Annotated in this window: 22 protein-coding genes; 5 read left to right on the forward strand and 17 right to left on the reverse strand. The window is 55.6% G+C overall.

Features of this window, described 5'->3' with window-relative positions; genetic code table 11:
- The first annotated feature begins 52 nt into the window (after positions 1 to 52).
- Positions 53 to 1828 (forward strand): tetratricopeptide repeat protein, encoded by a 1776-nt coding sequence (locus Poly51_RS25315; protein WP_246114761.1) that lies wholly within the window; start codon positions 53 to 55, stop codon positions 1826 to 1828.
- 13 nt (positions 1829 to 1841) lie between these two features.
- Here Poly51_RS25315 and Poly51_RS25320 read toward each other — a convergent pair whose 3' ends face one another.
- The 8 genes from Poly51_RS25320 to Poly51_RS25355 all read right to left on the reverse strand — a co-directional run bounded on the left by Poly51_RS25320 (position 1842) and on the right by Poly51_RS25355 (position 9420).
- Positions 1842 to 2417 (reverse strand): protein kinase, encoded by a 576-nt coding sequence (locus tag Poly51_RS25320; RefSeq protein ID WP_146461327.1) that lies wholly within the window; start codon positions 2415 to 2417, stop codon positions 1842 to 1844.
- A complete protein-coding gene (locus Poly51_RS25325; protein WP_222435924.1) occupies positions 2414 to 3469 on the reverse strand; it encodes a hydantoinase/oxoprolinase family protein in 1056 nt (351 codons plus the stop codon). Before Poly51_RS25325 ends, Poly51_RS25320 begins: the two co-directional genes overlap by 4 nt.
- Before the next feature lie 13 nt (positions 3470 to 3482).
- On the reverse strand, positions 3483 to 4511 hold the full coding sequence (locus tag Poly51_RS25330; protein ID WP_146461330.1) for an ATP-grasp domain-containing protein: 1029 nt from the start codon (positions 4509 to 4511) through the stop codon (positions 3483 to 3485).
- A 118-nt stretch (positions 4512 to 4629) separates the two neighbouring features.
- A complete protein-coding gene (locus tag Poly51_RS25335) occupies positions 4630 to 4950 on the reverse strand; it encodes a metal-sulfur cluster assembly factor (protein ID WP_146461332.1) in 321 nt (106 codons plus the stop codon).
- A 46-nt stretch (positions 4951 to 4996) separates the two neighbouring features.
- On the reverse strand, positions 4997 to 6313 hold the full coding sequence (gene sufD / locus Poly51_RS25340; protein WP_146461334.1) for a Fe-S cluster assembly protein SufD: 1317 nt from the start codon (positions 6311 to 6313) through the stop codon (positions 4997 to 4999).
- 78 nt (positions 6314 to 6391) lie between these two features.
- Complete coding sequence (gene sufB, locus Poly51_RS25345) at positions 6392 to 7804, reverse strand: Fe-S cluster assembly protein SufB (protein WP_146461336.1); 1413 nt, start codon at positions 7802 to 7804, stop codon at positions 6392 to 6394.
- Positions 7805 to 7886: 82 nt separating this feature from the next.
- Positions 7887 to 8702, reverse strand: coding sequence for a Fe-S cluster assembly ATPase SufC (gene sufC / locus Poly51_RS25350; protein ID WP_146461338.1), 816 nt, complete (start codon positions 8700 to 8702; stop codon positions 7887 to 7889).
- Between the two features lie 40 nt (positions 8703 to 8742).
- Positions 8743 to 9420: a helix-turn-helix transcriptional regulator gene (locus Poly51_RS25355; RefSeq protein WP_146461340.1), complete on the reverse strand. Its 678-nt coding sequence runs from the start codon at positions 9418 to 9420 to the stop codon at positions 8743 to 8745.
- A gap of 298 nt (positions 9421 to 9718) precedes the next feature.
- Between Poly51_RS25355 and Poly51_RS25360 the strand changes: the two genes are divergently transcribed.
- Complete coding sequence (locus tag Poly51_RS25360; RefSeq protein ID WP_146461341.1) at positions 9719 to 10822, forward strand: glucose 1-dehydrogenase; 1104 nt, start codon at positions 9719 to 9721, stop codon at positions 10820 to 10822.
- A 208-nt stretch (positions 10823 to 11030) separates the two neighbouring features.
- Here Poly51_RS25360 and Poly51_RS25365 read toward each other — a convergent pair whose 3' ends face one another.
- Both Poly51_RS25365 and Poly51_RS25370 read right to left on the reverse strand, forming a co-directional pair.
- Complete coding sequence (locus Poly51_RS25365; protein WP_146461343.1) at positions 11031 to 12167, reverse strand: 3-dehydroquinate synthase; 1137 nt, start codon at positions 12165 to 12167, stop codon at positions 11031 to 11033.
- Positions 12167 to 13090 (reverse strand): alpha/beta hydrolase, encoded by a 924-nt coding sequence (locus Poly51_RS25370; RefSeq protein ID WP_146461344.1) that lies wholly within the window; start codon positions 13088 to 13090, stop codon positions 12167 to 12169. The genes Poly51_RS25365 and Poly51_RS25370 overlap by 1 nt, the downstream gene beginning before the upstream one ends.
- A gap of 223 nt (positions 13091 to 13313) precedes the next feature.
- Here Poly51_RS25370 and Poly51_RS25375 point away from each other — a divergent pair, with 223 nt between their 5' ends.
- The 3 genes from Poly51_RS25375 to Poly51_RS25385 all read left to right on the forward strand — a co-directional run bounded on the left by Poly51_RS25375 (position 13314) and on the right by Poly51_RS25385 (position 15993).
- Positions 13314 to 14351: an aldo/keto reductase gene (locus Poly51_RS25375; RefSeq protein ID WP_146461346.1), complete on the forward strand. Its 1038-nt coding sequence runs from the start codon at positions 13314 to 13316 to the stop codon at positions 14349 to 14351.
- A gap of 87 nt (positions 14352 to 14438) precedes the next feature.
- Positions 14439 to 15062 (forward strand): hypothetical protein, encoded by a 624-nt coding sequence (locus tag Poly51_RS25380; protein ID WP_246114762.1) that lies wholly within the window; start codon positions 14439 to 14441, stop codon positions 15060 to 15062.
- Between the two features lie 304 nt (positions 15063 to 15366).
- Positions 15367 to 15993 (forward strand): response regulator, encoded by a 627-nt coding sequence (locus Poly51_RS25385; protein WP_146461347.1) that lies wholly within the window; start codon positions 15367 to 15369, stop codon positions 15991 to 15993.
- Positions 15994 to 16087: 94 nt separating this feature from the next.
- Here Poly51_RS25385 and Poly51_RS25390 read toward each other — a convergent pair whose 3' ends face one another.
- The 7 genes from Poly51_RS25390 to Poly51_RS31100 form a co-directional block, all read right to left on the reverse strand.
- On the reverse strand, positions 16088 to 16513 hold the full coding sequence (locus Poly51_RS25390; RefSeq protein WP_146461349.1) for a response regulator: 426 nt from the start codon (positions 16511 to 16513) through the stop codon (positions 16088 to 16090).
- A complete protein-coding gene (locus tag Poly51_RS25395; protein WP_146461350.1) occupies positions 16506 to 18359 on the reverse strand; it encodes a sensor histidine kinase in 1854 nt (617 codons plus the stop codon). The genes Poly51_RS25390 and Poly51_RS25395 overlap by 8 nt, the downstream gene beginning before the upstream one ends.
- A 174-nt stretch (positions 18360 to 18533) precedes the next feature.
- Positions 18534 to 19802, reverse strand: a complete 1269-nt coding sequence (locus Poly51_RS25400; RefSeq protein ID WP_146461352.1) for an ABC transporter substrate-binding protein — start codon at positions 19800 to 19802, stop codon at positions 18534 to 18536.
- Positions 19803 to 20069: 267 nt separating this feature from the next.
- Positions 20070 to 20735, reverse strand: coding sequence for a hypothetical protein (locus Poly51_RS25405; protein ID WP_146461354.1), 666 nt, complete (start codon positions 20733 to 20735; stop codon positions 20070 to 20072).
- A gap of 208 nt (positions 20736 to 20943) precedes the next feature.
- Positions 20944 to 22776: an exosortase U gene (gene xrtU, locus Poly51_RS25410; protein WP_186775797.1), complete on the reverse strand. Its 1833-nt coding sequence runs from the start codon at positions 22774 to 22776 to the stop codon at positions 20944 to 20946.
- Between the two features lie 288 nt (positions 22777 to 23064).
- Positions 23065 to 25635, reverse strand: coding sequence for a polysaccharide biosynthesis tyrosine autokinase (locus Poly51_RS25415; protein ID WP_146461358.1), 2571 nt, complete (start codon positions 25633 to 25635; stop codon positions 23065 to 23067).
- Between the two features lie 114 nt (positions 25636 to 25749).
- A partial coding sequence (locus Poly51_RS31100; RefSeq protein WP_222435925.1) for a hypothetical protein occupies positions 25750 to 26126 on the reverse strand: 377 nt, incomplete at its 5' end.

Genomic DNA, 26126 nt, shown 5'->3' on the forward strand with positions numbered 1-26126 from the left:
TCCGACAGACTTGGCTCCCCGTTTCCAACAAACTTAGCTTCTCGTGCGGTCCATGAATTTTGTTGCTCCGATGGCTGGCATCTCGCGATTGACTCACAACGCCACCACGGCGACCCTGGTTCTGCTGGTCATATCGATCGCAGGCTGCGCCGATGATTCTGAAAAGGTTCGTCGAATTCGCAACCAGCGACAGGTAACCATGCAGACCCAGACGCAGCAGGACCACGTCGGCGAAGTATTCAGTTTGCTTAGCCGATTGGTCGAGCTGAATCCCGACGAAGCCCAGCGGCAAATCGCCTACCATCTCAATCGATGGTCCGAGGAACGGCCGGCCTTGGAGGTCACCGATTTGACCGAGTGGCTAACGCCGATCAAAGGCTTGCTGGACGACGCAGTGATCGAGGACCGCGTCAACCGAACCACATTCACACGCAGTGACGTCAATCACCTTCGCGACAGTTATCTTTTCAGCCGCATTGCAGACTGGGTCAACAATCCGTCCAGTGATGATCCGGTCTTGTTCGATTGGTTTGCCGACTTAGAGAAAAAGTCATCGGCCGATGCAAACAAGTTGCGCACCGCAACCAGACTGTTCGACTGGACCGTCCGAAACGTAGCGTACGAACCGAACGTGCCCCAGTATCCTGGGCCACCCGCACCACCGATGTCGTTGGGCATGGAATTCCAAGGTGCCGGATATCGCCAAACCGACTACCAAACCGTTTGGCGAGGCACGGGTGATTCGTTGCAACGGTCCGGTGTATTTGTCCAGCTTTGTCGACAGGCCGGAGTTCCCGCGGTCGTCTTGGCGATTCCTTCCACCGAAGACGGGACGCTCGCCCCGTGGTGCATCGGTGTCTTAGTCGGCGAACAAATCTATTTGTTCGAACCCGAGCTTGGCACATTCGTCCCTGGCCCCAACCAAACCGGTATAGCAACCCTCGCCGATGCCCGAGGCGATGCGTCGGTCTTGAGACGTTTAAATGTTCCTGGCTTCTTCGACTATCCACTGTCGAAGGAAGACGTCCAGCAATGTGTCGCACTGCTCAACGTCGTCCCCGAAGCGATCAGCCCACGCATGAAACTGTTGCAATCAGGGCTTGCCGGTGATCGTCGAATGGTAACCCATGTCGACGTTCAAGCGATGAGCGAGTCGATTGACGCTGTCAGCGGGATTTCCGGCGTGCGTCTTTGGGACGTCCCCGTATTGGCCGAGACCTATGCCACCGACTTAGCCACCGCAGCGATGCGCGATCCCATTTTCTTGTTCTGGTACCAATCTCGATGGGCGATCTTAGAATCCGAAGTCGACAGCGCTCGCCAATTGTCATTGGGCCGTTGGAACCATTTGATGGGCAAGTTCGACAAAAATACCGAAGACGACTCGAAGGGCGCTCGGGTACTTTATCTGGCCCAACGCGCACCTGAGTTTGAAATCGCCGACCTTCGAATCGACGTCGATCTTCAAAAGGCGTACGGCATTCGTCGCGAACTGGGCACGGCCAGCGAACTCTATGATCGCCAAGTCCAACAGGTCCAAAACCTGATGCGTCAAGGCAAACGTACGGCGACCTATTGGATCAGTTTGATCCAATACGACGATACGCGCTACGACACCGCGAAGAATTGGTTTGCTAGCCGCGTGCTTGACGAAACGCAACCGTCGATGTGGGTGCCCGCGGCACGCTACAATTTGGCTCGCACTGAAGAACGGCTGGGCAACATCGACGGGGCCATCGAACTGTATAAAACCGTCGGGGATCCTCAAGAACACGGAAACCGGATCCGAGCCCGTTTGATCGCGAAATCGGACGACGAAACAGAATAGCCCGCTTGGCGAACTAGGTTGTCGCCAACGACTCGACGCGCAAGACACCGTCGGACAAGCCGACCAACGGCAAGGAAGCGTCGACAACACCATCGGCAACCAAGCGATCCAACCCCGCCGTCGCGTCCACTGCACACGATTTCAGCAGCACCACTTCATCGGCACCAACCATCATCCCCAAATGGGCCGCGATCGCATCCGACGTCGTTCGCCAATCGTTCGGCAACACCGTGTCACATCCGCGGCGATAAAAACAGGAAACCATGATGAGCGTCGGCCTTTGGATCACGAATCCGTGTTCTAGACGCTGAACCAGCGATTGAGCGTCGTCCACGAATGGGGCGGACGGCCACAGCTTGCGAGCAATCTGGAACGTCGCGCCGAGCAAATCGACGCACAACCAGTGGACATCATCGCCGTTGAGCGCGTGGACATGGTCCAAACGGCGAATCGCGTCGATCAATTCGCCACCGCCAACGATCAACAAGTTTTCGGCGGGCGATTGCCTAGCGATCCAGCGATCGACCAACGCCGAAAGGTCGCTGCGCAACAGCAGACTGCCACCGATTTTGATGACTCGCCTTTTCATTGCGATTGCTGTCCCGACGCATCTGCCCCGATCGCTCGAGACATCAACTGCGCGACTGCCCAAGCCGGCGCGCACCGCGATTGTTCGGCATTGAGCCTGCTGCGCAGATCAATCACGTCGCGACCCGCAGGGACGTCGAAAAGGTCGCTTCCGTGCCCGCTGATCACGATCACACCTTGGCCGTCATCGATCGATTCAAACGCTTGTCGGATCTCGCGTTTGGCCGCTGCGATCACCTGATAGGCCAAATCGCGAGCCTGTTCGATCGAGACGCTCTGGCGATCCAATCCAATCATGCGGGCCATACGACCAATAGATCGATCGACCGTTCTAGGCTGGCCATCCGCGGTGTCGATTTCATCTTCACGCTCGTGTTCTATACCCAACAATATTCTCGCATCGTCGATGGTCGCAAACCACTCGTTCATTACTGAGCAGGCAACGTTGCCGTGTGAAAGCTGACGCACCAATCCACAAACGGGCGTTCGCCGGCATCCGATGTAGACCAACGACTGTTCGACCAACCGTTGATGGTCCGTCATTGCCGATGTCGCAACTCTACCGCGCGACAAACGAATGATATCGGTCGTCGTTGACCCAATGTCGATCAATGTTCCGCGATCAACGACTGCTTGGGCCACCCACGACGCCAACGCATGCCAGTTCGCAGCCGCGATCGTTTCGAAATTCGCACCCGCTTTGTCCGCAGGGTGAAACGCACCGTCCACGCCATAGAAACGCATCGCCGGCGCAACGCCCTGCATCTTTCGATTGACTTGCCGCCCCGCTTGGACGGCCGCATCGACGATGAACCGCACGCCCGCTTCACGATCATCAAAGCAATCCGCCAATTCACCCGTCATCGTGATAGCGATTGCATAGGGTGGCGAGGATGCCGACGACAATCCGATCAGATCCGCAAGCAGCGTAGCGGCAAGCTCGCCCGATCGTTTCCACATTTCAAACGGCCGCGACAAGACGGATCCGTCGGTGACGCAATACTTCAGATTGGCACCGCCAATGTCGATCCCGATAACGGGTCGCGTGGGCATCATAGTCAGCTCGCTAACTCGCCGATTCGATGGCACCGCCATCGACCCACACGTGTCCATCGGGTGTCCACCGAACCGCCTCGACCGACGCACTGCAAGACACAGGCCCCGATTCGAGATCGAACAACCTTGCCGCCACATTGCCGTGAATCATCCGTCGAATTCCAACATAGGAAGTCGTCAAGCGCGGATTGATTTCGATCACGTAGTCTTCGCTCGGCCGTTCGCCCAGCAACAAGTCCAAGCCGACAAACCCGCGAACGGTCGGCGGCAACGCTGCGATCGCTCGCTGGGCCAGAGCGGCGGCACGACGCTGGGCGTCATCATCGAGCGGCCCCTGTCCTCCGGCGTACTCACAAGTCAAATCGCACAGCTGCTGAGAAACGGCGGGCATGAATACCGAATGCTTTGCTGAGGCAACCATCGCAATGGAAGCCGCCCGGCCAGGCATCCACGCTTGCAGCAACTCGTGATCTCCAAGGCCGTTGCAGGCATCGTCTAGCGAATCGAATCTCTTTAGCTCTTTGGTCCCGCAACCATCGCGAGGCTTGACGACAAAATGTTCATGCGTGCGAAGCTCGTCGTAGAACTTGCGATCTTTCACGGTCATATAAATCGGGTGCATCACTCCGGCCCCGATCAAGCACTTTGCCGTCAAATACTTGTCGCTGGCGACTCGCAGAAAGTCGCCGCTGCCGGCAATCACGTCGACGCCACCGGCGCGAAGAATGGCGACAGCCTTCGCCAGAATGCCATCACTCTCGGGAGCAACGACGATGGCCGCGTCGCAGGTTTTCGCAGCCTCGGTCCACTGATTCCAAAACGGGACAGATGGATCGATGAGAATCTTGTGCGTCGATCGGATGGGCAGCGATTCGAACCGCGCATCCAACGGCACCACAGTCTCGGCAACGTCGGTCAGATCCGACGCGACCGCGCTAAGCATCGCGGCGCCTTCCTGTCGCAAACTCGCAGGGATTTGATCGACGGACTCGTTAGCCAATCCGCCACCACAAACATACTCGCCGACGAAAATTCGCATCCGTATTGCCCACGCGGAAATAAAAAACCGGCAACCGCACGGTTCGCCACCATGATACCGAATTGCCGACCGGGCGGGGACTCGCTGCGAATGCACTGCCGCAGTGCATTGTTCGACGTTAGAAAATTCCGAGATGGTCCCGCGCGTCGTCCGTCATCATGTCCTGGCTCCAAGGCGGCTCCATCACCACTTTGACTTCGCACGATTCGACTTCATCCATGCCTTCGGCGGCGCCTTTGACACCGGCGACCAACTGGGGGCCGGCAGGGCACATCGGGCTGGTCATCGTCATTTCGACTTTGACATCGTGACGACCTTCTTCGTTTTCATCGCCCACGCTGATGACATACACCAAACCCAGGTCAACAATGTTGACGTAAAGCTCGGGGTCGATGACTTGTTTTAAGGCTTCGCGAACCTTGTCTTCGGCAAGTGCCATGGGTGTCTCCGGTTATCGCTTTGCAAAAATAATGGGTGGGAAAAAATCACTCGTACTCGCGCACTTGCCGCGCGATCGCATCGCCGAGTGCGTTGCGGACGCTTTCAATCGAGATCCGATCAAAGATCTGTTGGAAGAAGCCGATCACAATCATTCGCGTCGCCTCTTTTTGGGTGAAGCCACGACAACGAGCGTAAAAGATTTGTTCCGCGTCCACTTGAGCGGTCGTGCTGCCGTGGGTGCAGCGAACATCGTCGGCCTCGATTTCCAATCCGGGAATCGAATCGGCCCGCGAGTTGTGCGAGAGCACTAGGTTGTCGTTCCGCTGATAGCCGTCGGTTTGCTGAGCAATCTTGTCGACCTTGATCATGCCCTTCCAAACGGTACGACTCTTGTCCTGCTGAGCCGCCTTGTAAAGGAAGTCACTGTGGCATTGTGGGGCGCGGTGATACTGCTGAGTGTGATAGGCCAAGTGTTGGCGGCCTTCGGTGAACATGACTCCATTGACCTGGCTATTCGCGCCACGTCCGATCAAGTCGACCGACTGGTTGACTTTGGACAACCCCGATCCCATCGCGGCAATCGTCCATTGGAGCGTCGCGTCACGATCAATGACTGCTTTTTGATGTGCGAAATGATACGTCTTCAAACCCCACTCTTGCAGGTTGACGTAACGCAGATGCGAGCCTGGTTTTTGGACCAGTTCGACGCTGCCGATGTGCAGTCCCGATGCGTTTGGTGAAACGCTGTTCGATTCGTGCAGCACCGTTGCTTCGGCGCCGTCTTCCAAAACGATCAATGTGTGCGTCGTATCCGTGCCACCGTCGGTCAAGACGGAACCGATATGAATGGGCCGATCGACGACGACGCCGCGCGGCACGTACAGGAATTGTCCGCCCGACCAGAACGCCGCATGCACCGCCGCAAACTTGTCGTAGTCAGGGTCGAATGCGGTGAACAGATACTTACGAACCAGATCGGGGTGCTCAGCGGCGATCCGTTCAAGACTGCCAAAGACAACACCCTTGGCCGCCAAAGCCGGATCAAGATTTTCGGCTGTGATGCAGCTATCGACCGTTTCAATCGATCCGCCCAGTTCGACGCCTTCGATCAACTGGTGAACCGCCCCGGTATCAACCGAAGCGACTTTCGCCGCCGCGTTGGGTGCCGAGAACTTCTTGATCTGGAAAGCTCGAATGTCCGTGCGGATCCACTCTTCGGCTCGCCGCTCGGGCCACTGCATCGCATCCGCGTGTTGCCACGCTTCGCGGCGCATATCGGTCAACCAATCGGGTTCGCTGCGTGATTCGAGAAAGGAATCAAATCCAGCGGTGTCAAAACTTAACTCTGTAGTGGCAGTCATCGGGAATATTTATCGGGGAGTTGTTTTCAAGAGCGGAACGTTGCCATGCATGCCGACAAAGACGATGCCGGCATACGGCTAGCCAACGCTGCCTTCCATTTGCAGCTGGATCAAGCGATTCATTTCGACGGCATATTCCATCGGCAATTCCTTGACCAGTGGCTCGATGAATCCGTTAACGATCATCGTGCTGGCCTCTTGTTCGGTCAGACCGCGGCTGAGCAGATAGAACATTTGCTCTTCACCGATACGCGACACGCTCGCCTCGTGACCGATCTGCACATCCTGTTCCGCGATTTCGATGTAGGGATACGTATCGCTGCGGCTTTCCGGATCCAGAATCAACGCGTCACAGACGACATTATTCTTGCTGTTGTGAGCCCCCGGTTCGACCTTGACCAGCCCGCGGTAGCTACTGCGGCCGCCGTTCTTGCTGATACTCTTTGAAATGATCTGACCGGTCGTATTCGGTGCCGCGTGAACCAGTTTGGCACCGGCGTCCTGGTGCTGGCCGGCGCTCGAAAACGCGATCGAAAGAATCTCTCCACGAGCCCCGGGTTCCATCATGTGGACCGCCGGATATTTCATCGTCAACTTGCTGCCCAAGTTGCCGTCGACCCATTCCATCGTCGCATCGCCGTAAGCGTAAGCACGCTTGGTGACCAGGTTGTAGATATTGTTGGCCCAGTTTTGAATCGTCGTGTAACGGCAACGGGCGTTGCGTTTCACCACAACTTCGACCACCGCGCTGTGAAGCGATTCGGTCGTGTACATCGGGGCCGTGCAGCCTTCGACATAGTGAACGCTGGCACCCTCGTCGACGATGATCAACGTCCGCTCGAATTGCCCCATGCTTTCCGCATTGATGCGAAAATATGCTTGAAGCGGGAAATCGATGTGAACGCCCTTGGGCACATAGATGAATGAACCGCCCGACCACACGGCGCTGTTGAGTGCCGCGAACTTGTTGTCGTTGTTGGGGATGATCTTACCGAAGTACTCTCGCAACATTTCCGGGTGTTCTCGAACGGCCGTATCCGTATCGGTGAACAGCACGCCCTGCTTTGCCAAGTCTTCTTCGAGCGAACCGTAGATCACTTCGCTTTCGAATTGTGCTTTGACACCCGACAAAAACTTTCGTTCAGCTTCGGGGATACCAAGCTTCTCGAACGTGTCCTTGATCTCTTGCGGAACATCGTCCCACGACTTGCCTTGACCCGCGGTCGGCTTCAAATAGTAATAGATGTCTTGGAAATCAATATCGATCGCGCCGCCCCACATCGGCATCGCACGCTCGTTGAAAATCTTCAGCGATTCCAAACGGTACTGACGCATCCAATCCGGTTCATTCTTGATGTCCGAGATTTGGTTGACGACTTCTTCGCTCAAGCCTTTCTTGGCCTTGAAGACACCGGTGGTTTCGGTGCGGAAGTTGTACTTATTGATTTCGCCGACTTGATCGGCTTCGCTTTCGGTGATGTCCGTAGCCATGTCGTATTCCTAGTGAGTATGTTCAGATGCGTTCGGTGAATGACACCGAGATCCACGGCAAAAATCGCCGTGCGACATTGTTTTAAACTGCTGCTTCTTCGGCCAACATTTCTTGGTTGGCCGCTTCGGCGTCGGGGTACGCTTTGCGAATTCGGTCGTAACCTTTCTCGTGCAATTCCTCGGCCAGTTCTTTTCCGCCCGTTTCGACCAAGCGTCCGCCCAACATGACGTGCGTGAACTCTGGCGGATTGTGTTCCAGCAACTTGTCGTGGTGGGTGATGATCAGCAGGCCCATCTTTTGATGCCCGATGTCAGCGATCGACTCGCTAGCCAAGCGAACCGCGTCAGCATCCAAGCCCGAGTCGGTTTCATCCAAAATCGCGAACTTCGGCTGCAGCATCGCCAGTTGCAAAATTTCGGCCCGCTTCATCTCGCCACCCGAAAAACCATCGTTGACGTAGCGTCGGGCGAACTCGACGTCCATCTTCAAGTGGGCCATCTTTTCTTTCAGTTCTTTGCGGAACTCGCGCATCGGAATCAGCTCTTCGCCTTCCTTGCGATCCGGCCGCCGAACATTGGTCGTCGCATGACGCAGAAAGTCCGCCATCTTCACGCCGGGGATCGCCATCGGACGTTGGAACGCCATGAAAATCCCCTTGCGTGCCCGAACGTCGGGCCCCATCTCCAAAACGTCTTCGCCATCAAGGGTGATGCTGCCACCTGTGATTGTGTAGCCGGGATGGCCCATGATCGCCAAACCGAGCGTGCTCTTGCCGCTGCCGTTGGGGCCCATCAACGCGTGAGTCTCGCCGTGGTTGATCGTCAAATTGACGCCGCGAAGAATCGGCTTGTCACCAACGGAAACGTGCAGGTCTTCGATTTTTAGAACGTGAGTCATCGTGAACAACTATCTTGCAAAGAGTGAAACAGGTGGTTGGCTAATTTTCTTGATTGGCTTCGATCGAGGCTGCCGAAAATTGACAGCAGGAATCGCCATCCAATCGACAACTACTCAGATGCACCGGCGTACCGAGTGCTTCGGAAATCATCTCTTCTTCTAACCGGCACATCGCGCGGTCTTCCGAAGCGTCCGTCATTGATGGATACGGACAAGATCCAATATCTAAGACCGGCAAGTCGCCACTGTGCGAAACACATGCGGACATGTGCCGGGCAGACATGATTTCTGACAACGTCTCGAATCGGCTCTCGAGCGAACCGTCCGGGTTGTTCGTCGCCATCTCAGCGGCAAACTGTTGACCCAACCGCGAGGCAACGCGACTGATCAACGTCTTTCGAATTTCTAAATCGGGTATCGCTAAAATCTCTTGCCACATCGCGTCCGCCAGCTCGGCCGAGTTGGCTCCCGCGGCGCGGTGACCAGCAACTGTCAAATGGTACTGGAACGTCGGGCGACCACGACCGGCAACCATTTTCTCACGATCGATCAATCCCGTCTCGAGAAGTCGTTCGATCCGCTGACGTATGGCGGTTGCTGTGACGCCCAATTCGTCGGTCAATTCGCCGATCGCATACGCTTCGCCGCTGCGCATCGCCATCAACAACTTCCGATCAACGGATCGCAATTCGTCGGCAGGGAAGTTGGTCGAGGTCATGCAGGAGCCCGCGAAATGGATAGCAAAGATGACCGTACTGTTACGCGCTTTTGCATTTTTGACAACCTGCGTAGCGAAAATTAAGACCACACCGCTCGTTTGTCTTCCCTTTTCACCATTTTGCGGTCCGGAAAGTCGCCCAAAAACCGAGTTTCGGACGCCTACCGGCCCAAGGGTGCGACATGCTCCCCCTCTCACGCATCCTTTCCTGGCCTGATAATATTCGTGCGAAGCTGTTCAAAACTGCCTTCCATGGCAATTCTTAACACCCCACCTCTCAAGTCGCCCTGAGTCTGCAATGAAAGCCGTCGCGGTTACCCCCGGTACACCCAATAGCGTCCACCTGACGGACATCCAAAAGCCCACGCTCGACCAAATCGACGGCGGGCTGGGGGTCCTCGTTCGCGTGTTGAAGGTGGGTGTGGACGCGACGGACCGAGAAATCAACGAGGCGCTGTATGGCAACGCACCCGAAGGCGACAAGCATTTGGTGATCGGCCACGAGTGTTTTGGAGTCGTTGAAGCCGTCGGGCCGAACGTCAAGCGAGTGAAACCGGGCGATTTCGTCACGGCGACCGTCCGCCGACCGGGAGGCTCGATCTATGACAAGATCGGCACCAACGATATGACCAGCGAGGAGACCTACTTTGAACGGGGGATCAATCTTCGTCACGGTTTCCTAACCGAATACTTCGTTGACGAAGAGGAGTACATCGTTCGCGTCCCGGCCGGGCTGAAGCACTTGCACGTTTTAATGGAACCGATGAGCTGTGCCGCCAAAGCGATCTACCAAGCCTACGAGGCTCAGCGGCGGATGAAGGTCTGGCGTCCACAGTTGGCGTATGTTTTGGGTGCCGGCCAGATTGGGTTGCTCGCCACGTTGGTGCTGAAACTGCAAGGCATCGAGGTCTTTACCATTGCCCGCGGCGAAGGACCCCACCTGAAGTCGGAAATCGTCGAAGGACTGGAAGCGACCTACGTCAGCACCAAGCAGACGCCGCTGTCCGAACTGGTCAAGAAAACTGGACGCCCCGATTTGATCGTCGATGCAACCGGCAGCAGTCGATTGGCTTTCGAAGCGATGGAACACGTCGGACACAACGGCGTTGTCGTCTGGACCGGAATCACCGGCGGCACCAAAGTTTCGGAAGTCCCATCCGACAACATCAACTTGAATTGGGTACTGGGCAACAAATTGCTACTCGGCAGCGTGAACGCGAACCGAACCCACTTCGAAATGGGAATCAAAGACCTGGCACTCGGTGACATGATGTACCCGGGCGTTCTCGAGCGAATTTTGACCCATCCGGTCGATGGCCTCGATGGATACGCCGAGATGATGCGATTGTTGGTCGAAGACCCCGACGCACTGAAAGTCTTCGTCAACGTCGCCGCCGAGTGAGCAATGAGCGGAAAATAAGTGTCCGACCCCTTTTGTGCGAAGCACCCGAAGGGCTGGTTCCCGGCAAAAGGGGGCGGACACTTTTTTCTCGCCGGCACATCGCACCAGGTTCCCGAACTGCTTTGCAGTTCGATCCCCGCGAGCGGCGTCGCGGGGCCACGTAGGGTGACGGATAGGGTGACTCGCAGGGTAGCCCGTTGGCAGCCCGCTAGCGTCTCGATTTCAACGCTTGGATCGCAGCTTTCATTGCCCCGCCATCGATTTCGTGAACATGGATCGGGTCACCGATACCTCGCAACATTGTGATCGTCAGGCGACCGCCCAAGTGTTGCCGGAACTCTTCAAGTCCCTGCAGCAGTCGATCGATCGGCTCGATCGATTCATGCCACAACTTCATTCCCAACCCCACCAGACAATCGATCACACGATCCACGTCGTCGCCGGGAAAACCGAACTTCAACGACGAATAGATACAGTCGATCGCAACGCCGATCGCGACCGCTTCGCCGTGACGTATCGCGTAACCCGTCAACGGTTCCAGTCGGTGCGCCGACCAGTGGCCGAAGTCCAACGGTCGGGCCTCGAGCATCTCGAACGGATCACCGCCTTCGGTGATGTGTCGCAGGTGAGATAAACACGATTGATGAATCGCCGACTTGGCGATCGGCATCTTTCGCTGGCGGATCGCTTCGGCATGATCACAGAGCCAAAGAAACTGGCCACGATCTTTCAACAACGACACCTTCACCGCTTCACTGAATCCACTGTGAAAATCGCGATCCGGTAACGTCAACAACAACGAAGTGTCATTGATGACCGCCCACGGTACCGCAAACGTTCCGATCCAATTTTTCTTGTCGAAGTAGTTGATCGCATTCTTGACGCCCACTCCCGAGTCGGCCTGGGCCAACACCGTCGAAGGCAAACGGATCAACCGAATGCCGCGGTGGGCGATCGCGGCAGCAAACCCGATCGCATCCAGCATCGCACCGCCGCCGACGGCAACGATGTAGCTGCGTCGATCCAAACCGAAATCATTGACTTGGTCCAGTAATTTCCTCAGCACCGTTTCGCCGTTCTTGATCGATTCGCCACCACCGACGATCGTCGGATCCGCGACCATCTCGACGGACGCTTCGCTGGACAATCGCACTGCTAACCGATTCACATGACTGGCAAGTGAAGACTCACCGACCAACAAAACTCGCGCGCGCGCCGCCGCCTCGGTTTGCAACAATTCCAAAAGCGCCGGAAAGTCATTCCCGGCGACATCGTCCGTCACCCGCAACCGATGCACGTAAGGGACGGCGAAGGCAACGTCGGTGGAGTAGCTAGAGTCAGGCATTAAAGCGATTCGTCCTTCCAACCGCGCCAAAGCCAGCGCAGTGAATCGGGAAAAATCGCGCCGCCGTGATTGCCGTTGTGGGCACCGGTGCCGTATACGAACTTATAGTCGTAATTTTTAAACGCCAGTGATTTGGCCATCTGTTGGTTCGCCAACGGCCAGTTGCCGTGCTCGTTGTCCAAGTCACCGGAGCCGTCTTGCAGCAAAATGCGGATCGGCTTGTTCGGCGTCTTTCGAATTTGCGCCTGGTAATCGTGGCCGCCACGGATGTTGGTGAAGCTGCCGATATGCGAAAGCACTTTGCGAAACGCATCGGGCCGATACCAAGCCACCGAAAACGCACAGATCCCACCGCTGCTGTTGCCGCACACGGCTCGCATTTCCGGGTTTTTTGTAATGCGATAATCCTTCTCGACTTCCGGCAACAGGTCCTTCATCAGAAACTCGGCATAGTCTCCGCTGACGCTGTCGTACTCGACACTGCGGTTGGACGGTGCCGGTTGCCAGCCCCGTTTCTCCGGCAGTTCACCCTTGTGGCCGGGATCCACCATCACAGCGATCGTGACCGGCATGTCTCCCTTGGCGATCAGATTGTCGAATACGACGGGCAACCGAAATTCGCCATGGACGCTCTCGAACGCGTGACCGTCCTGAAACACCATCAGCGCCGCCGGCTTCGACCCATCGTATTGGGCCGGAACATAGACCGAGTATCGGCGACTGGTGCCCGGGAACACGCTGCTGTTGATGAACGTATGCTGAGTGATTTTGCCGTGCGGAACTTCGTCCGAAGGCTTTGAATCGGGACCAAATTCGTATCGCTCGGATGGCTCGTCCGCGACGACGCGGGAACCGACAAACGAAGCTGCAAAGAAGGCTGTGGCAACTAGCACAACCGAGGTGCGCAAAAAGATTGGTTTCATCAGGTGGGTAGATCAAGGCGGGGAGGGAAACGGATCAAGGTGGGTCGCTGCGTATGACTGCGGATCTCTTCGTGTCGCTGTGCAACCATATTACCTACGGTTTTCGTTCATTTGCTGGACCCGTATCCTATTCTAACCGCGACGAGATCACTGACACGCCTTAGCAGCCGTATTTCGTGCGATCGGCAATTTCCCACGATCCCTAGCCCCAAAAATCGATTCAATGCAGCGACGAAGACTTGGCACCAGCGGAGTGGTGGTATCGGACATCGGCATGGGGACCATGACATTCGGTTCACAATGCAATGAATCGACAAGCCATGCGATTTGCGATCACGCGTACGAGGCCGGCATCGACTTTTTCGACGCTGCGGAAATCTACCCCGTACCGCCGCAAGAAGAAACGTTCGGCGATACCGAAACGATCCTGGGCCGCTGGTTAAAAACGAAACCTCGCGAAACGGTCATCATCGCGACCAAGGTGACTGGCCCCGGTCACGGATGGTTCACGCCGCCGGTCCGCCACGGAAAAACGGCACTGGATCGCCGACAAATCGTCGCCGCGTGCGAAGATTCGCTGCGCCGACTGGGGACCGACTACATCGATTTGTATCAAACGCATTGGCCTGACCACGGGCTTCCGTATGAAGAAGTCCTCGGCGTTCTAAGCGAACTTCGTGACGAAGGAAAAGTTCGCGTGATCGGCTGCAGCAACGAAACGAGTTGGGGATTGATGAAAAGCTTGTGGGCCGCCGACACCTACGACGTCGATCGTTTTCAGTCGGTCCAGAACAATTTCAGCCTGATCAACCGTCGCTGCGAGAACGAACTAGCGCAAGTGTGCCGACGCGAGAACGTCAGTCTGTTGCCGTACTCGCCTTTGGGTGGCGGCGTGTTGACCGGAAAATACGAAAACGGCCCGCCCACCGGAGCCCGCTTTTCGGCTTACATTGTCGAAGGAAACGAACGGCAGAAGAAAATGGCCAGTCGATTCGTGAACGATCGCACCGTTGAAACGACTCGTCGAATGGCGGAAATCGCAAGCTCGATCGGCGTCACGGTCACTGCGTTGGCGGTCGCGTGGAGCCGACAACATGACTTCGTTGCGTCGACGCTGGTGGGTGCGACATCGATCGAGCAACTGGATCAATCGCTCGCGGCCAAGGACTTGATCCTTGACGCCGAAACCCTTGCCCGAATCGATCAAGTCGATGTCGAGATCCCCAACCCCATGACCGAAGACGGATTGAGACGGTTGTAAGGATCGGAGGGAGTCGAATCGACCTCGCCAAGGAAAAAAGTTGCCAACCCAGCGCTCGACGCCGAAACGCGAACTACGTTGGCGTTCATGCAAACACTCGTCTCGTCTTCGCCGTTTTTCAGGTTAGCGCCCGTCCGGTTCGCCGTCGGGTTTGCCGTTCGGTTCAATGCATTGTGCCTCGTACTTGCGATGGGTGCCGGGACCGCAAACGTTCACGGATCCGATTGGTTGACCCGCGCCAGCACGTACACACACGATCCGATGACCGGTGCGCGCGTCGCCCAATACGCTCAAGTCGCATCGCCGGCGGCGCCGGCGGTTTCAAACTTTCGCAGCAGCGGTTACACGCACACACGAAGCTCCATCGCCTACGGCCAATCGGCCGACAACTACCATCGCGTCGAAACGTGGGGCGATCCGGTTCGCCCCTACGGCGAATGGAACTTCCCAAATCGACCGTTCAGCGCGCCGTATCAAAATTGGGGCCCTCCCTACGCGGGTTTGAATCTGGGCCTCGGCGGCGTCTACCCCGGCTATGGACAACCCGTCGTAGGCTACGGTGGCAACCTGGGATACCAACCGGGCGTTCATGGCCAAACTGGCTATCCGGCCAGGGGAGCAAGTCCTTTCAATCCCTATCCGACCAGCCCCAATTCGCCCTTTGTGGTCCCGCCGTATTACGACGGATACCATCCGGTTTATCGAGAATAAATCCGGCCCCCGCGTGGCTCTTTGGCGGCGAATAATCGCCAGCCTTTCTTACTGGACATGGAAGCTTGCTTTTCACCGGGGGGCGAATTCCAAGGATTGATTCCGACCGTTTTTACCCGCCTATTGGCGGATGGAGTTGCTGGAAACGCCCGTCATTCGTTGCGGATATCGCCTCACTCCCGATGCCCCAACTCCCAGCGCTCCTTGATTTATGTACAGAACCAACAGATAACATTGCGTACGAAGTCAAGGGTCCGGCAAATTCGATAGCCGGTTCCGATCTCGATCAATAGGCTGTTGGGGCATGAGTATTGGCGTTTTGCTGGTAGAAGATGACGTACACGATGTGGATGCGGTGAAGCGGGCATTCGCCAAATTCCCTCCCACCACCTTTGAGTTGACGCACGTTACGCGTTTCTCCGACGCGATCCAGGCCCAAAAGGAAGGGCGTTTCCACGTGATCCTGCTGGACCTTGGGTTGCCCGACAGTGTTGGCTTAAAAGGTCTTGAAAAACTGATGGCTCGCGCATCGGACACGCCCGTGATCGTGTTGACCGGCCATGACGATGACGAAATGGCGCTACGAGGAATCGAATTGGGTGCGCAGGAGTTTCTTTGCAAAAACGATCTGCAACCCCAACGACTCGTTCGCGCGGTCCGCCATGCGATCAAGCGAAAACAGTGTCAGATCGGAAAGACGGCCAGTGAGTCCGACGAAGCGTTGCAAGAACGGTTAGCCGAAATGGCCGAAGGTGTTCGTGAGCTCAATTTCGGCGTCTCCGAAAAGATCATTGAGCTTCAGAAGACGGAACTCAGCCAGATTCAGCGAGACCTAGTTTCCGATATCGATGCCAAAACGAAGGCATCACTAAACATGGTCAACAACGCGGTTCCCGCAGCGGACTTTATCCCCTTCGAACCCGAACCGTAGATGCTTCTGGCAACCTTGGTCGATTGGCATCGATTTCGTCCCACGCTCATACGAAACTCGTTCTCGCTAGCTCAGTGCCGAAGCGTCTGAACCGTCAGGGCAAGACGGGCGGAAACTCGACGTTTTCGACGTAGACGGCGACGGTATCAAGAAGCCCTTCTAAATTCGACTTCACAAAGTAGCCCGCGACGTTGTTGTCGTAAGCCATCTGCTTGTCGCGCGGGTGATCCGACGTGGTCAAAACGAAGACGATGGTTCGGCGAAGGTTCGGATCTTCTCGCAACTTGGTCAGGAATTGATGCCCATTCATTCCGGGCATATTGATGTCCAAGAAGACGATCAGCCTTTCGCGTTCTTCATGCGTCAGCTTATCGCTTCGCAACATTTCGAGCGCCTGGTTTCCATCGCTTGAAGTGAGCAAACCGTAGTTTAGCTTCCTTGCTCGGATACCTCGCTTGACCAGCTCCACATCGACGAAATCATCTTCGACGACCATGACGATCGGAGGGAGACTAACCACGATGGCTTTCCTTTTCGTGCTGCGTTATGACAATCGGCCAAGTGAACGAGAATACGGCGCCTTCGCCGACTTCCGACCGAATTTCGATTGTACCACCAAAGTGCTCGATCTGCTTCTTGACGATGGCAAGTCCCATTCCGCTGCCGTCGATGCTGGGATCGCCAACGCGCTGGTACATCTGGAACGCCCGATCGTGCTGTTCCGGATCGATCCCGGGCCCGTTGTCACGAACGGAAAAACAATAGTGTTCGCCGACTTCGGTACACTCGATGTGAACCTTGCCGCCCTTGGCACGATGGTTGTGCTTGATCGCGTTGCCGATCAAATTCAAAAAGACCTGCTCCAACGGTGTTCGTGCCGTCGCAAACGAAGGCATATCAGACTGCCATGTCACCGCAACTTGCTTTGGGTTATCGATGATCAAGAGTGTGTCGCGAAGCAATGGGTCGATATCCACATGATGAAGTGCCGCGTTCAAACGACCCACCCTCGAAAAGGCGAGTAAGTCGTCAAGCAACCGCTCCATCCGGCACGCCCTCTCGTTCAGCTGATGGAGGTGCCCCTCCGTTTCAGGCGTCAACTGTTCGGCCGAATCTTCGTGAACCCAAGTGGCCAGCTGGCGAATGGCACGTAGGGGCGACTTCAAATCGTGCGATGCGATATAGGCGAAGTTGTCTAACTCGTCATTGATCGACGTCAACTTTCGTGTCTGTTGCTGGAGCGTATTGTTCAGACGTTCGGCGTCGGCAAGCAGCTCTCGCGTCTGCTGATTTTGGTCACTGAAAACGCGAGCCGCCTGCGCCATTTGCCCGATCTCGTCATTGCGCTGGGCACCTGGAAACGAATCCAGTGACTCACGCGCCGACAGTCGGTTGAATGTATTTGTGAGCGCCGATATGGGCGAGAGCACCGACCCCGCCAATTTCCCGCCGATCAAGATGGCAACCGCTCCGGCGAATAAGACCGAAAGCGCCGTGATCGCGTTGACGCGTCGGCCCGTCTGTTCAACCTGCTGGGCAATTTGCTGTTGGCGAATTTCCGCCGTCGCACGCAAGGATCGCGACAGATACGAGATCTCGGATGCTTCGGCCGCCATCAAGACATTGCGAAGCATCAAGTAACCGCGAGTCGCCTGGACAGCTCGCAGTGCGATCCGTTCGAAATCCCGCAAGTCCGCCAACAGTTGCTTTTTCGGTCCACTCGTCTGACTGATCGAAGCAAGATCTGCCCGGGCTTCTTCGAGCGTTGCAACGGCAGAAGCAACCATCTTGCCGTCGGGATTCTCGAAATAACGCAGCACCAATTTCTCGGCCTTTGAAAATCGAGAACTGGATTGCGCGAGCGAAACCAACGGTGCAGATGCGTCAGGGGCTAGACTCGATGAAAGTGATTCGAACGCACGATCGACTTGGGCCGCGACCAACGGCAAGTCGTTCTCCACCAAGTCTTTGCTCAACTGGCGTTCCTGGACAACGGTGTCGAACAGACGCAAGTACTCATCGAGATGCCCCTGAATTCGCAGACAGGTTTGATCAATGTCGGTTGCCGATGCATTCGCACGGACCTCCGCGATTCGCGTTCCCAATCGCGAGTGAATGTTTTTGACCTCTTCCACTAACGATCGATGCCCCGACGTAACAAATCGATCGACGCGAAATCGCAACTCTTGAACGTCACGATCGATTGCCAACAACGAAGTGCTGGCTTGATGCGTTTGACGCATGAGCGAGACATTCTTGCTCAGACTGGTGTGCCCGACGTAAACGATCAACCCGTTAAGAATCAACAACGCGACAATCGCAGTCGTGCCGAGGTAGATCTTCGATTTGATGGAAAGCCGGTTCACGAACGACGCAACCTTTGGGAATCTTCGCCCGTACGTGACGGATCCGATGTTGTGTCGAACGGTCGCGTGTTGCAACGGCGACTGTGCCGCACTCGCAAACCGGCCAAGGCAAGACAAGCGAAACGCGGAACGCCGTTTGTTGGATTGCCGTTCGCTAAATTCAAATGCACGAGGTTAAACCGCGGAAAGGAAGTCATGCCAAGCACCCAAAGTGTGTTCGTAGGTGTCCATGACGGTGTTCCAAACGGCGATATTTGAAAATCGCTTCTCGTAGGAACCGCCATCGCGGATTTCCCCTTTTTTGACGACAACGCGATCGTCGGTGCCCGTCAAATCCTTCCTCGCCGGCTTACCTTCATACCAGAAATCCCATTCGTCTTGGCTCAGAAATTCGCGGGATCGTGCGGGGTTGGAAATGTAGTACCCCTGGCGTGCGATGAACGCACCCGGCCACCCCGACAACCACCAATTCATGAAGTCATAGGCGGCATCCTTGGTGCCGCCGGACGTCATCGAAGACAAGCACATCACGCCGTGCCACGCGCGGTAGCCCTCTTTCGGTGAAGCGTAAACGCAATCAACGTTTTGACCGCGAAGGGAAAACACAGCTGGCGAAAACATGCTTTCGATGGCGACTTCACCGCGCTGCATCAGCTCGACCGACTGGGGCACGCTGCCCCAAACGCCGCGAAAGTGCCCCTCGCGACGCAACCGAACCAGCACCCGAAAGAGCGCGTCGATTTCCGGTTTCGTCATGTCACCGATGTCGTCGAACTGGACCAGACCGAGCGACTGGGCCGCCAAGGCGGCATCGAACAAGCCGATCGTGGGTTCGTTGACCAATGCGACCCGCCCTTTCCATCGTTCGTCCAACAACCATCCCCAGCTTTCCGTTTCGTAAGGAATGCCTCGATCGACAACGTTTGCGTCGTAACCGAACGAGTCGACGTTGTGTACGTAGGGCAGGAAGCTGATTTGATCCGCGGTCTCGCTTCCCAACGTGCCGTCGGGCTGGACGAAAAGCAGTTTGTTGGGAGCATCACCGGCACCTCGCCTGGCGTCGGGAGTCAGCAATCCGGTTTTCGTCAGATTGTTGATCTCACCCCAATGTTGCAGCCGACCCGTTTCGATGGGCTGGATCGCGCCGGCTTGCCAGAGCACGCGAATGCTATTGGACCACTGCTCGTACAGATCGAAGGACCCGGGGCGTGTCGACGCCTGGTGCATGACGCTGGCGCTGCCACCGGGCTGGAATTCTATGTTCAGCCCAAGATCCTTCTCGGCTTGCACACGCAGCTTTTCTTGAAGGGTGACATGAGTACCAAGAACCCGGATCGTCCGTCGCTGAACCGCAAAACCGTACGGCGCCGTCCCCAGAATGACGCCAGCCCCCGCCGTCGACTTCAGGCCAGCCTGCAAGAAATTTCGTCGAGATTTACGCATCGACCCCGTGCCCCGCCGTCGTCCATGAAATACTTAGGTCCCCCGTTGAAGGGAACCCGAGTCTATCCGTTCGTCCCGCCAAAGGCTATACGAAGACTCAGACCGAGTCGCACCAGAAAACCAAATTGTCGTCCCGCACGAAGTGTCCCTGGCACGCCACGATAGGGCGCCGAACCGCCTTGAAGTTCGATCCGCAAACAAGGAACTGGGGGCCCAAATGGATGCCCGCCAGCAAAAAAAAGCAACCGTTACTGTGGTCTCGCTTCGCTACTTCCGACGACGACGAAGCCGAACGAACCCGCCCGCGGCGGCGGCGAGCCCAAGAGCGAAAGTGGAAGCCTCGGGAACGGCAACGACATCACCAAAAAGTTGGAAATTCGAAAGAGCGAGCGTTTCCGTGCCCGCGTTACTTTGAAGAATGATCGACAGATCCGAGATCGATCCATTGTTCGCGGACGGTAGGAAGACAAAACTTCCACTCAAGTTGCCACCCGACATAAACACGCTCCCCGAATCAATGTCTGTTTCAGCAGCCGTACCAGATATGTCATTCAAAGCATTCGCATTGATTTCGACTCCCGACCCAATGATTCGAAACCCATCTGTGCTCGCAACCGCACCCGTGAGGTTACCGTTCCATTCGAATTCCGCTGTCCCATTTGCATTGCCGAAGAACTCAAGCCTGATATTCTCGAACCCAACCGTCGAAATCGATCCCGTCAGGTTAACGGCAACCCTGACACCACCCGTACTACCCGATTTCGCAACCGTGATTGCCGATGACGTCACCGTCGAATCATTGTTCCCACCCGAAGCGGTCAACACGCTTGCCCAGCGCCCATCAAGGAAGTCGAACGTTGTAATCAAATCAGCCCGGGCGAAACCGCATCCAAAAACGCTCAACAATCCAGCAGCAAGTAGTCTTTTCAACATGATTCGGTCTCTAAGGCGTGAATGAGCAGGAAATGGCCGCCTTCCTTGGCCGATATCCTAAGCGATCCTGCCAGTTGATTCAAACGCTCCGCAAGCTACGCTTGCATTTTTCACAGAACCTTCATCTGCCTAGGTTGCACCCAAACAGGCTTTCGTCCCCATCCTTGCAATCACCTGCAACCGCCGCCGAACCCCCTAAAAGGCGTTGCTATTCGGCCACTGACGCTTCCGGCGACGCCCAGCGTGGGCTTTGGAGTAAATCTTTCCTCGCGGCAAAGAACAACTCCTTCAGGGAAGCGATCTGCTCACTGTTGAATGCGCCCGATCGTTCCGAGTAAAGCTGTATCGTGGTCCCCGGAAGATTTGGAAGCACTGGCTCTCCCAAACCGAATCGCTTGGACGTGGATGAGACCAAGCTTCTTACCAACTCAGCAGGATCTTTGAGGCTATGCTGCCAGCCCAAATTTCGCATTTCAACTCGATTGCGATCCACGACTGTGAACATGACGTATCCACCACTGCCATCGGATTTGGACATCGACAATTCCGAAAACGAAAGATGGGGAAAGGCACTGTCGGGCGGCGAATCTACAAAGTAATTCGGCGACGTGTCCCATCCAATTCCGGTGTAGCACATGTTCAAGTTGTGCCACTCGGTCCAAGGACAGTCAAGCGACACGATGGCTCGAACATCACCTTTGCTGAAGACCCAAGTATAAGAATCCGCAGCCTGCAATCCCACATCTTCCCGGTGTATTGGTTGAAAGCTTATGCGTTTCCATCCCATCAAGTCTGCCGGTAGAAAATCTTCGGTACCTGCGGGTAAGCGTGGCATCTTGTCCAAGGAGATCATGCCTTGATTCGGATTCCGCATTGCCGCAAACCATCCTAGACCAACGATCGGCAGCAGGATCGCGACGATGGCGATGACAGCCTTGCTTGAGAGCCCGCCCAGCAATCCACGTCCGTCGTCCATCGAGTCATCGCCCATGGCTGAGGTGCTGTGACGCGATCGGCCGAGCAAACCGCCACGTTTTTCTGCCATTTCGTCGCCCCCCATCTTGTCTCCACGCAGGATCGACGGCAGCCGCAAGCCTTTTCGGGCAACCATTTCGCCCGCATGATCCTGAGGTATTTCGAGCGTCCCCTCGTCAAACCAACCGACGCTCAACTGCTTTTGAAAGAACGACCCGACGAGTTGATCCGTGCTGGCGGCCATCCCTAGGATGAAAGCGAAGACAACCATCGACAGCATTTCGTGACCGGCACCGCTGGCGTACCAGGGGCTGACGTTATCTGCGAGCACGACGCAGGCGGCGACACGGATAGCGTTGCCAATCAAAACCCAGAAGACAACCTGAACCAAGTTGAATATCGTCCGAACGGCACGATGCTGTGACACAACCGAATAGACTGCCACAACTGCCAGCGATGAAAACAATGATCGTACGCCGCTGCACGCTTCTTCGGTCATGTACTGTGACTTCTCGGTAATCAACACAACGCCTTCGCGTATGTGACGGATTCCCGCACCATCCAGCAACAAGCTCGCCAACTGGCTAGCAAAAAACTGCATCTTAAAAATCAACGTCTGGTCATAATCCATTGGCAGCGGTATCGCCAATAACCAAAGCAACAACACCGGCGTCATCACCCACAAACCACCCGAACCAAGAAAACCGTACACCAGCAATACCGATGTCAATGCGGTCACGACGATACCGATCCAGACACTGTTGAGCACGTGAGCCGTCAAAAGCAATACGATGACGATGCCAACACACGGCCAGACGAGTGCCGACCGGGGTTTCGTCGCCGCGGCAGACGCGGCTTCCCATCGCATCTTGACCAATACCCCAATCATCCCAATCAGTAGCGGGAAATATTGGTAGTGCCCGTCGCGCCAAGTCCAGGTGAAGTAAGACCACCACAGCGGCGCAAAAGCAAGCAAAGCTAAAACAGAAAGCGCCCAAACCGCTGGACTAACCCGACGTAAATCCGATTGAGGAAGCAGTTCGGCTATAGGAGAAGTTTCAGACATCAGAATGGGCGTAGGTGGCAGGAATCCGTTGACAGTAGCCAACAGTGGGTACGAAGCTAGCCCACCAATCATATCCACCCCAAGCCGATCCTTCGAGCCGAAAAACCAGGACGTCACCGCGAACCGCGGCCAATGAAGTTCGAATTCACCGGTTGTGCCTTTTCCGACCAGAAATATGCCCCTGGCACGCCATCTCGGGCCACCAAACTGCACCGCAGTTCGATCCGAACGATCGACGTCCGAGGCTCCACAAAGGGTTGCCGCAAACAGATTTCTGACGAAACGGAACTACGTCTTGTCGCCAGGCTTCGGTGGTGCAACCACCAGCTTGCTTTTCGCCAGCTTTTTGGCCTTCGCTTTTTTGCGTCCCGTCGGCTCTTCTTCGTAATAGGAGTTGTTTTTATTGCCGTCGGTGTATCCATAGGTATACCCGTACGAATATCCATACCCGTACTGGTATGACGATCCGTAATTGTATTCACCCTCTGATCCGCTGTACTTCCCATAGCCACGAGCGGCTCGACTTCCGACTCCATTGACGATGATCCCGAGCACGTTGGCTTCCAATGTTTCCAACATTCTCGACGCTTGAGCCACGGCCGGCTTGATGTTCTTGCGAAGTCGAACGACCAACAACACTCCGTCAACGCGCGAAGCCAAGTTGGCCGGATCGCTTACCGCAAGCAACGGCGGAGTATCGACAATAATCATGTCGAATTTCGTTCGCAAAACGGAAAGCAGTCGGTCGAAGTTGGGCGACGAAAGCAATTCGGACGGGTTGTCAGGCCTTTCACCAGCAGTCATCACCGACAGGTTGGCAACCAATGACGGGTGAATCGCGGCGTCAATCGCCACATTCGAATCGGTACTTCCCGGACCACATTGTTCAATCGCCCAGGCTGTCCCAATCTCGCTTTCAATCCCCAACAACTTACCAACACGAGGGCGCCGAAGGTCCCCGTCCAATAACAACACCTTGCGCCCCGATTGGGCGATCGCCACGGCAACGTTGGCCGCAATGGTCGATTTACCATCCGACGGCGTCGAGCTGGTCATCTGCAGGACTTGATTGTTACCCGATTGATTGCTGAAGTAGATCGCCGTTCGGATGGCCCGAAATGCTTCTGCCTTTTGCCCCTTGCCATTGAAGAACGTGACCAACCGGGAATCTAAGTTTTCACCCGGCTCACCTTTTTCGAATTTATGGGGTTTCAAGACCGGAACGTGACCAATGATCGGCAACCGCGTGTGTTCCGCGATATCGCGAGCACTGTGATAGGAGCGATCGGACAACTCGCGAAGCACCGCCAACCCAAAGGCCAACATGCTGCCCAGAAACCCGCCCAAGATCAACGACTTGGCAAGCGACGGCGCAACCTGATACCCAAGCTTCGCGGTATTGAGCGGAAAAACCTTCAACCCGTCACCGCCCGACATCAAGTTGACCTCGTCCAGACGAGCAACGATGCGATCATACAATTGCTGCTGCCGCTCGATTTCTCGCACGAATTGTGCCGAGCGGATCTCACTGTCACTTTCCGTCCGCGCCTGTGTCATCTCGTCTTCGTAAGCGTCGGTAACCACTTGCAGCTCTGAATCCATCGCGTCCATTTCTTGACGAAGGGCACCAACGGCAAAACGGACTTTTTCCAAAATGCGATCACGTGGATCGTACTCACCCGATGGCAGCAAGCTGGATTCCGCTGCCGCAGCAGCCTTCATCGCCTCGTCAAGCTCGGCATTCAGCTTGGTTTCGTTTTCTCCGACAGTCTCGATCATCTTCTCAATGACGGCGATCCGTTTGTTGATCGTATCAATGGCCGGGTGATCTCGACCGACCGATTCCACGAGCGTTTCCCGCTCCAACTCCAACGGCAACAGCCTCTCTTGTCGAAATCTCTCGGCTGCCGATAGCAGCGGCTTTTTCCGGATTTTTTCCAGCTCCCACCGACTCTCTGGCGACATCGCCTTGCTCAAGTCGACGTCCCCGTCGGCAATTTTAAGACTGCTATTGAGCGCGAGTAAAATGGCTTCATTGGGCTGATTCTCAATCATCGCCTTGCGAGCCGCCGCCAACAGTCCCGATATCTTCGCCTTTTGAATCAAAAGGTTTTGCCGCTGAGCCATGTAGCGATCTGCGTTGTCGCGATGAAGACTTGTCGTTTCGTTGCCGCGAAAGATCAGCCCCGAAGACTTTTTGAATTCACTAAATTCCGCTTCCAACTTGTCCAGTTTCGTCAGCACATCGTTTCGTGCCGTTTGGATCAAATCAATCGTTTCCTGCCCGATATTGCGATATTGGTCCTGCAAATGACTTGCATACGCATCAACAATCGACTGAACAACCCGCTGAGTTGTCGTTGCGGACGTGCTGTCATAGCGGATTTGAAACACGCTTGAATCGATGTTTTCGTCCGCTGATCCGACGACCAAGTCGAGTCCACCGACGACGGCGGCAATTTGCTCTGACGAATAACCGGCGAATTCCGGAGTCGTGGACAGTTCACCAATTTCAGCTGCTCGGCGAAGGATCTGCTCGCTGCGCATCACCAAGGCTTCATCGCTTAGATTACGCGACTTCAAGCCGGCATCTAGGCTATCAACGGGCAGATTACGTGCCGTCGATTCAACGATTTGCACCTGGGCGGCCGATCGATATGTCGCGGGAGTCCGCGAAAAGTAGAAATATCCACATCCCAAACCCAACAGCATCCCCAGAATCAACAAGTACTTTGAATTCCAAGCAATCTTCGCGAAATCGATACTCGCCAAGGCCGATTGTGGCATGGGTTGCTGAGGCGGACGTTTATCCGACATTTCACGCGACGTTACTTCACGCGGTTTAGCCTGTTGGTTCATGTGCACAGCGGGTTTCTTCTGTTCTGGGCGCCGAAAGCTTCGACATCATAAAGGGGTGTTCAGAATACCAGATTCTCGAGCATTTTCGACGTTTCAATGCCACGAATCGTGGATTCAAACAGAGAGCATTCCGCCAAGTCGTCGCAAAGGGAACATTCGGTACATGACGCACGATTTGTCGTAGCCCCCAAACGGAGCCTCGTCATAGAAAGACGCGAAAACCCTGAAGAAAAACCGCCATCTGAATAAAAAAAAGGGCAATTTTGCAGACTTTTCTTTAACGAAGTGCATGCCATTGACCGACTCCAGGATCGGCACGAGCGGTCTGTTGATTTCGTCAGCCGTACCGCGAGAGAGAACGTCTTGGAATGCTCCCCAAAACCTGATCCAGGGGTTATGAAAGTCTAGAGCCAATTCCGGCGAAGGATTTTCCATGAGCAAGAAACGACGACGACATTCACCCGAACAGATCATCAAGAAGCTACGTGATG

This window comes from Rubripirellula tenax, assembly GCF_007860125.1.
Taxonomy (GTDB): Bacteria; Planctomycetota; Planctomycetia; order Pirellulales; family Pirellulaceae; genus Rubripirellula; species Rubripirellula tenax.

Excerpts from the sequence above, each read along its gene's own strand:
- Poly51_RS25315 (WP_246114761.1), top strand. The coding sequence starts at position 53 with ATGAATTTTGTTGCTCCGATGGCTGGCATCTCGCGATTGACTCACAAC.
- Poly51_RS25320 (WP_146461327.1), bottom strand. The coding sequence starts at position 2,417 with ATGAAAAGGCGAGTCATCAAAATCGGTGGCAGTCTGCTGTTGCGCAGC.
- Poly51_RS25325 (WP_222435924.1), bottom strand. The coding sequence starts at position 3,469 with ATGCCCACGCGACCCGTTATCGGGATCGACATTGGCGGTGCCAATCTG.
- Poly51_RS25330 (WP_146461330.1), bottom strand. The coding sequence starts at position 4,511 with ATGCGAATTTTCGTCGGCGAGTATGTTTGTGGTGGCGGATTGGCTAAC.
- Poly51_RS25335 (WP_146461332.1), bottom strand. The coding sequence starts at position 4,950 with ATGGCACTTGCCGAAGACAAGGTTCGCGAAGCCTTAAAACAAGTCATC.
- sufD (WP_146461334.1), bottom strand. The coding sequence starts at position 6,313 with ATGACTGCCACTACAGAGTTAAGTTTTGACACCGCTGGATTTGATTCC.
- sufB (WP_146461336.1), bottom strand. The coding sequence starts at position 7,804 with ATGGCTACGGACATCACCGAAAGCGAAGCCGATCAAGTCGGCGAAATC.
- sufC (WP_146461338.1), bottom strand. The coding sequence starts at position 8,702 with ATGACTCACGTTCTAAAAATCGAAGACCTGCACGTTTCCGTTGGTGAC.
- Poly51_RS25355 (WP_146461340.1), bottom strand. The coding sequence starts at position 9,420 with ATGACCTCGACCAACTTCCCTGCCGACGAATTGCGATCCGTTGATCGG.
- Poly51_RS25360 (WP_146461341.1), top strand. The coding sequence starts at position 9,719 with ATGAAAGCCGTCGCGGTTACCCCCGGTACACCCAATAGCGTCCACCTG.
- Poly51_RS25365 (WP_146461343.1), bottom strand. The coding sequence starts at position 12,167 with ATGCCTGACTCTAGCTACTCCACCGACGTTGCCTTCGCCGTCCCTTAC.
- Poly51_RS25370 (WP_146461344.1), bottom strand. The coding sequence starts at position 13,090 with ATGAAACCAATCTTTTTGCGCACCTCGGTTGTGCTAGTTGCCACAGCC.
- Poly51_RS25375 (WP_146461346.1), top strand. The coding sequence starts at position 13,314 with ATGCAGCGACGAAGACTTGGCACCAGCGGAGTGGTGGTATCGGACATC.
- Poly51_RS25380 (WP_246114762.1), top strand. The coding sequence starts at position 14,439 with ATGCAAACACTCGTCTCGTCTTCGCCGTTTTTCAGGTTAGCGCCCGTC.
- Poly51_RS25385 (WP_146461347.1), top strand. The coding sequence starts at position 15,367 with ATGAGTATTGGCGTTTTGCTGGTAGAAGATGACGTACACGATGTGGAT.
- Poly51_RS25400 (WP_146461352.1), bottom strand. The coding sequence starts at position 19,802 with ATGCGTAAATCTCGACGAAATTTCTTGCAGGCTGGCCTGAAGTCGACG.
- Poly51_RS25405 (WP_146461354.1), bottom strand. The coding sequence starts at position 20,735 with ATGTTGAAAAGACTACTTGCTGCTGGATTGTTGAGCGTTTTTGGATGC.
- xrtU (WP_186775797.1), bottom strand. The coding sequence starts at position 22,776 with ATGTCTGAAACTTCTCCTATAGCCGAACTGCTTCCTCAATCGGATTTA.
- Poly51_RS25415 (WP_146461358.1), bottom strand. The coding sequence starts at position 25,635 with ATGAACCAACAGGCTAAACCGCGTGAAGTAACGTCGCGTGAAATGTCG.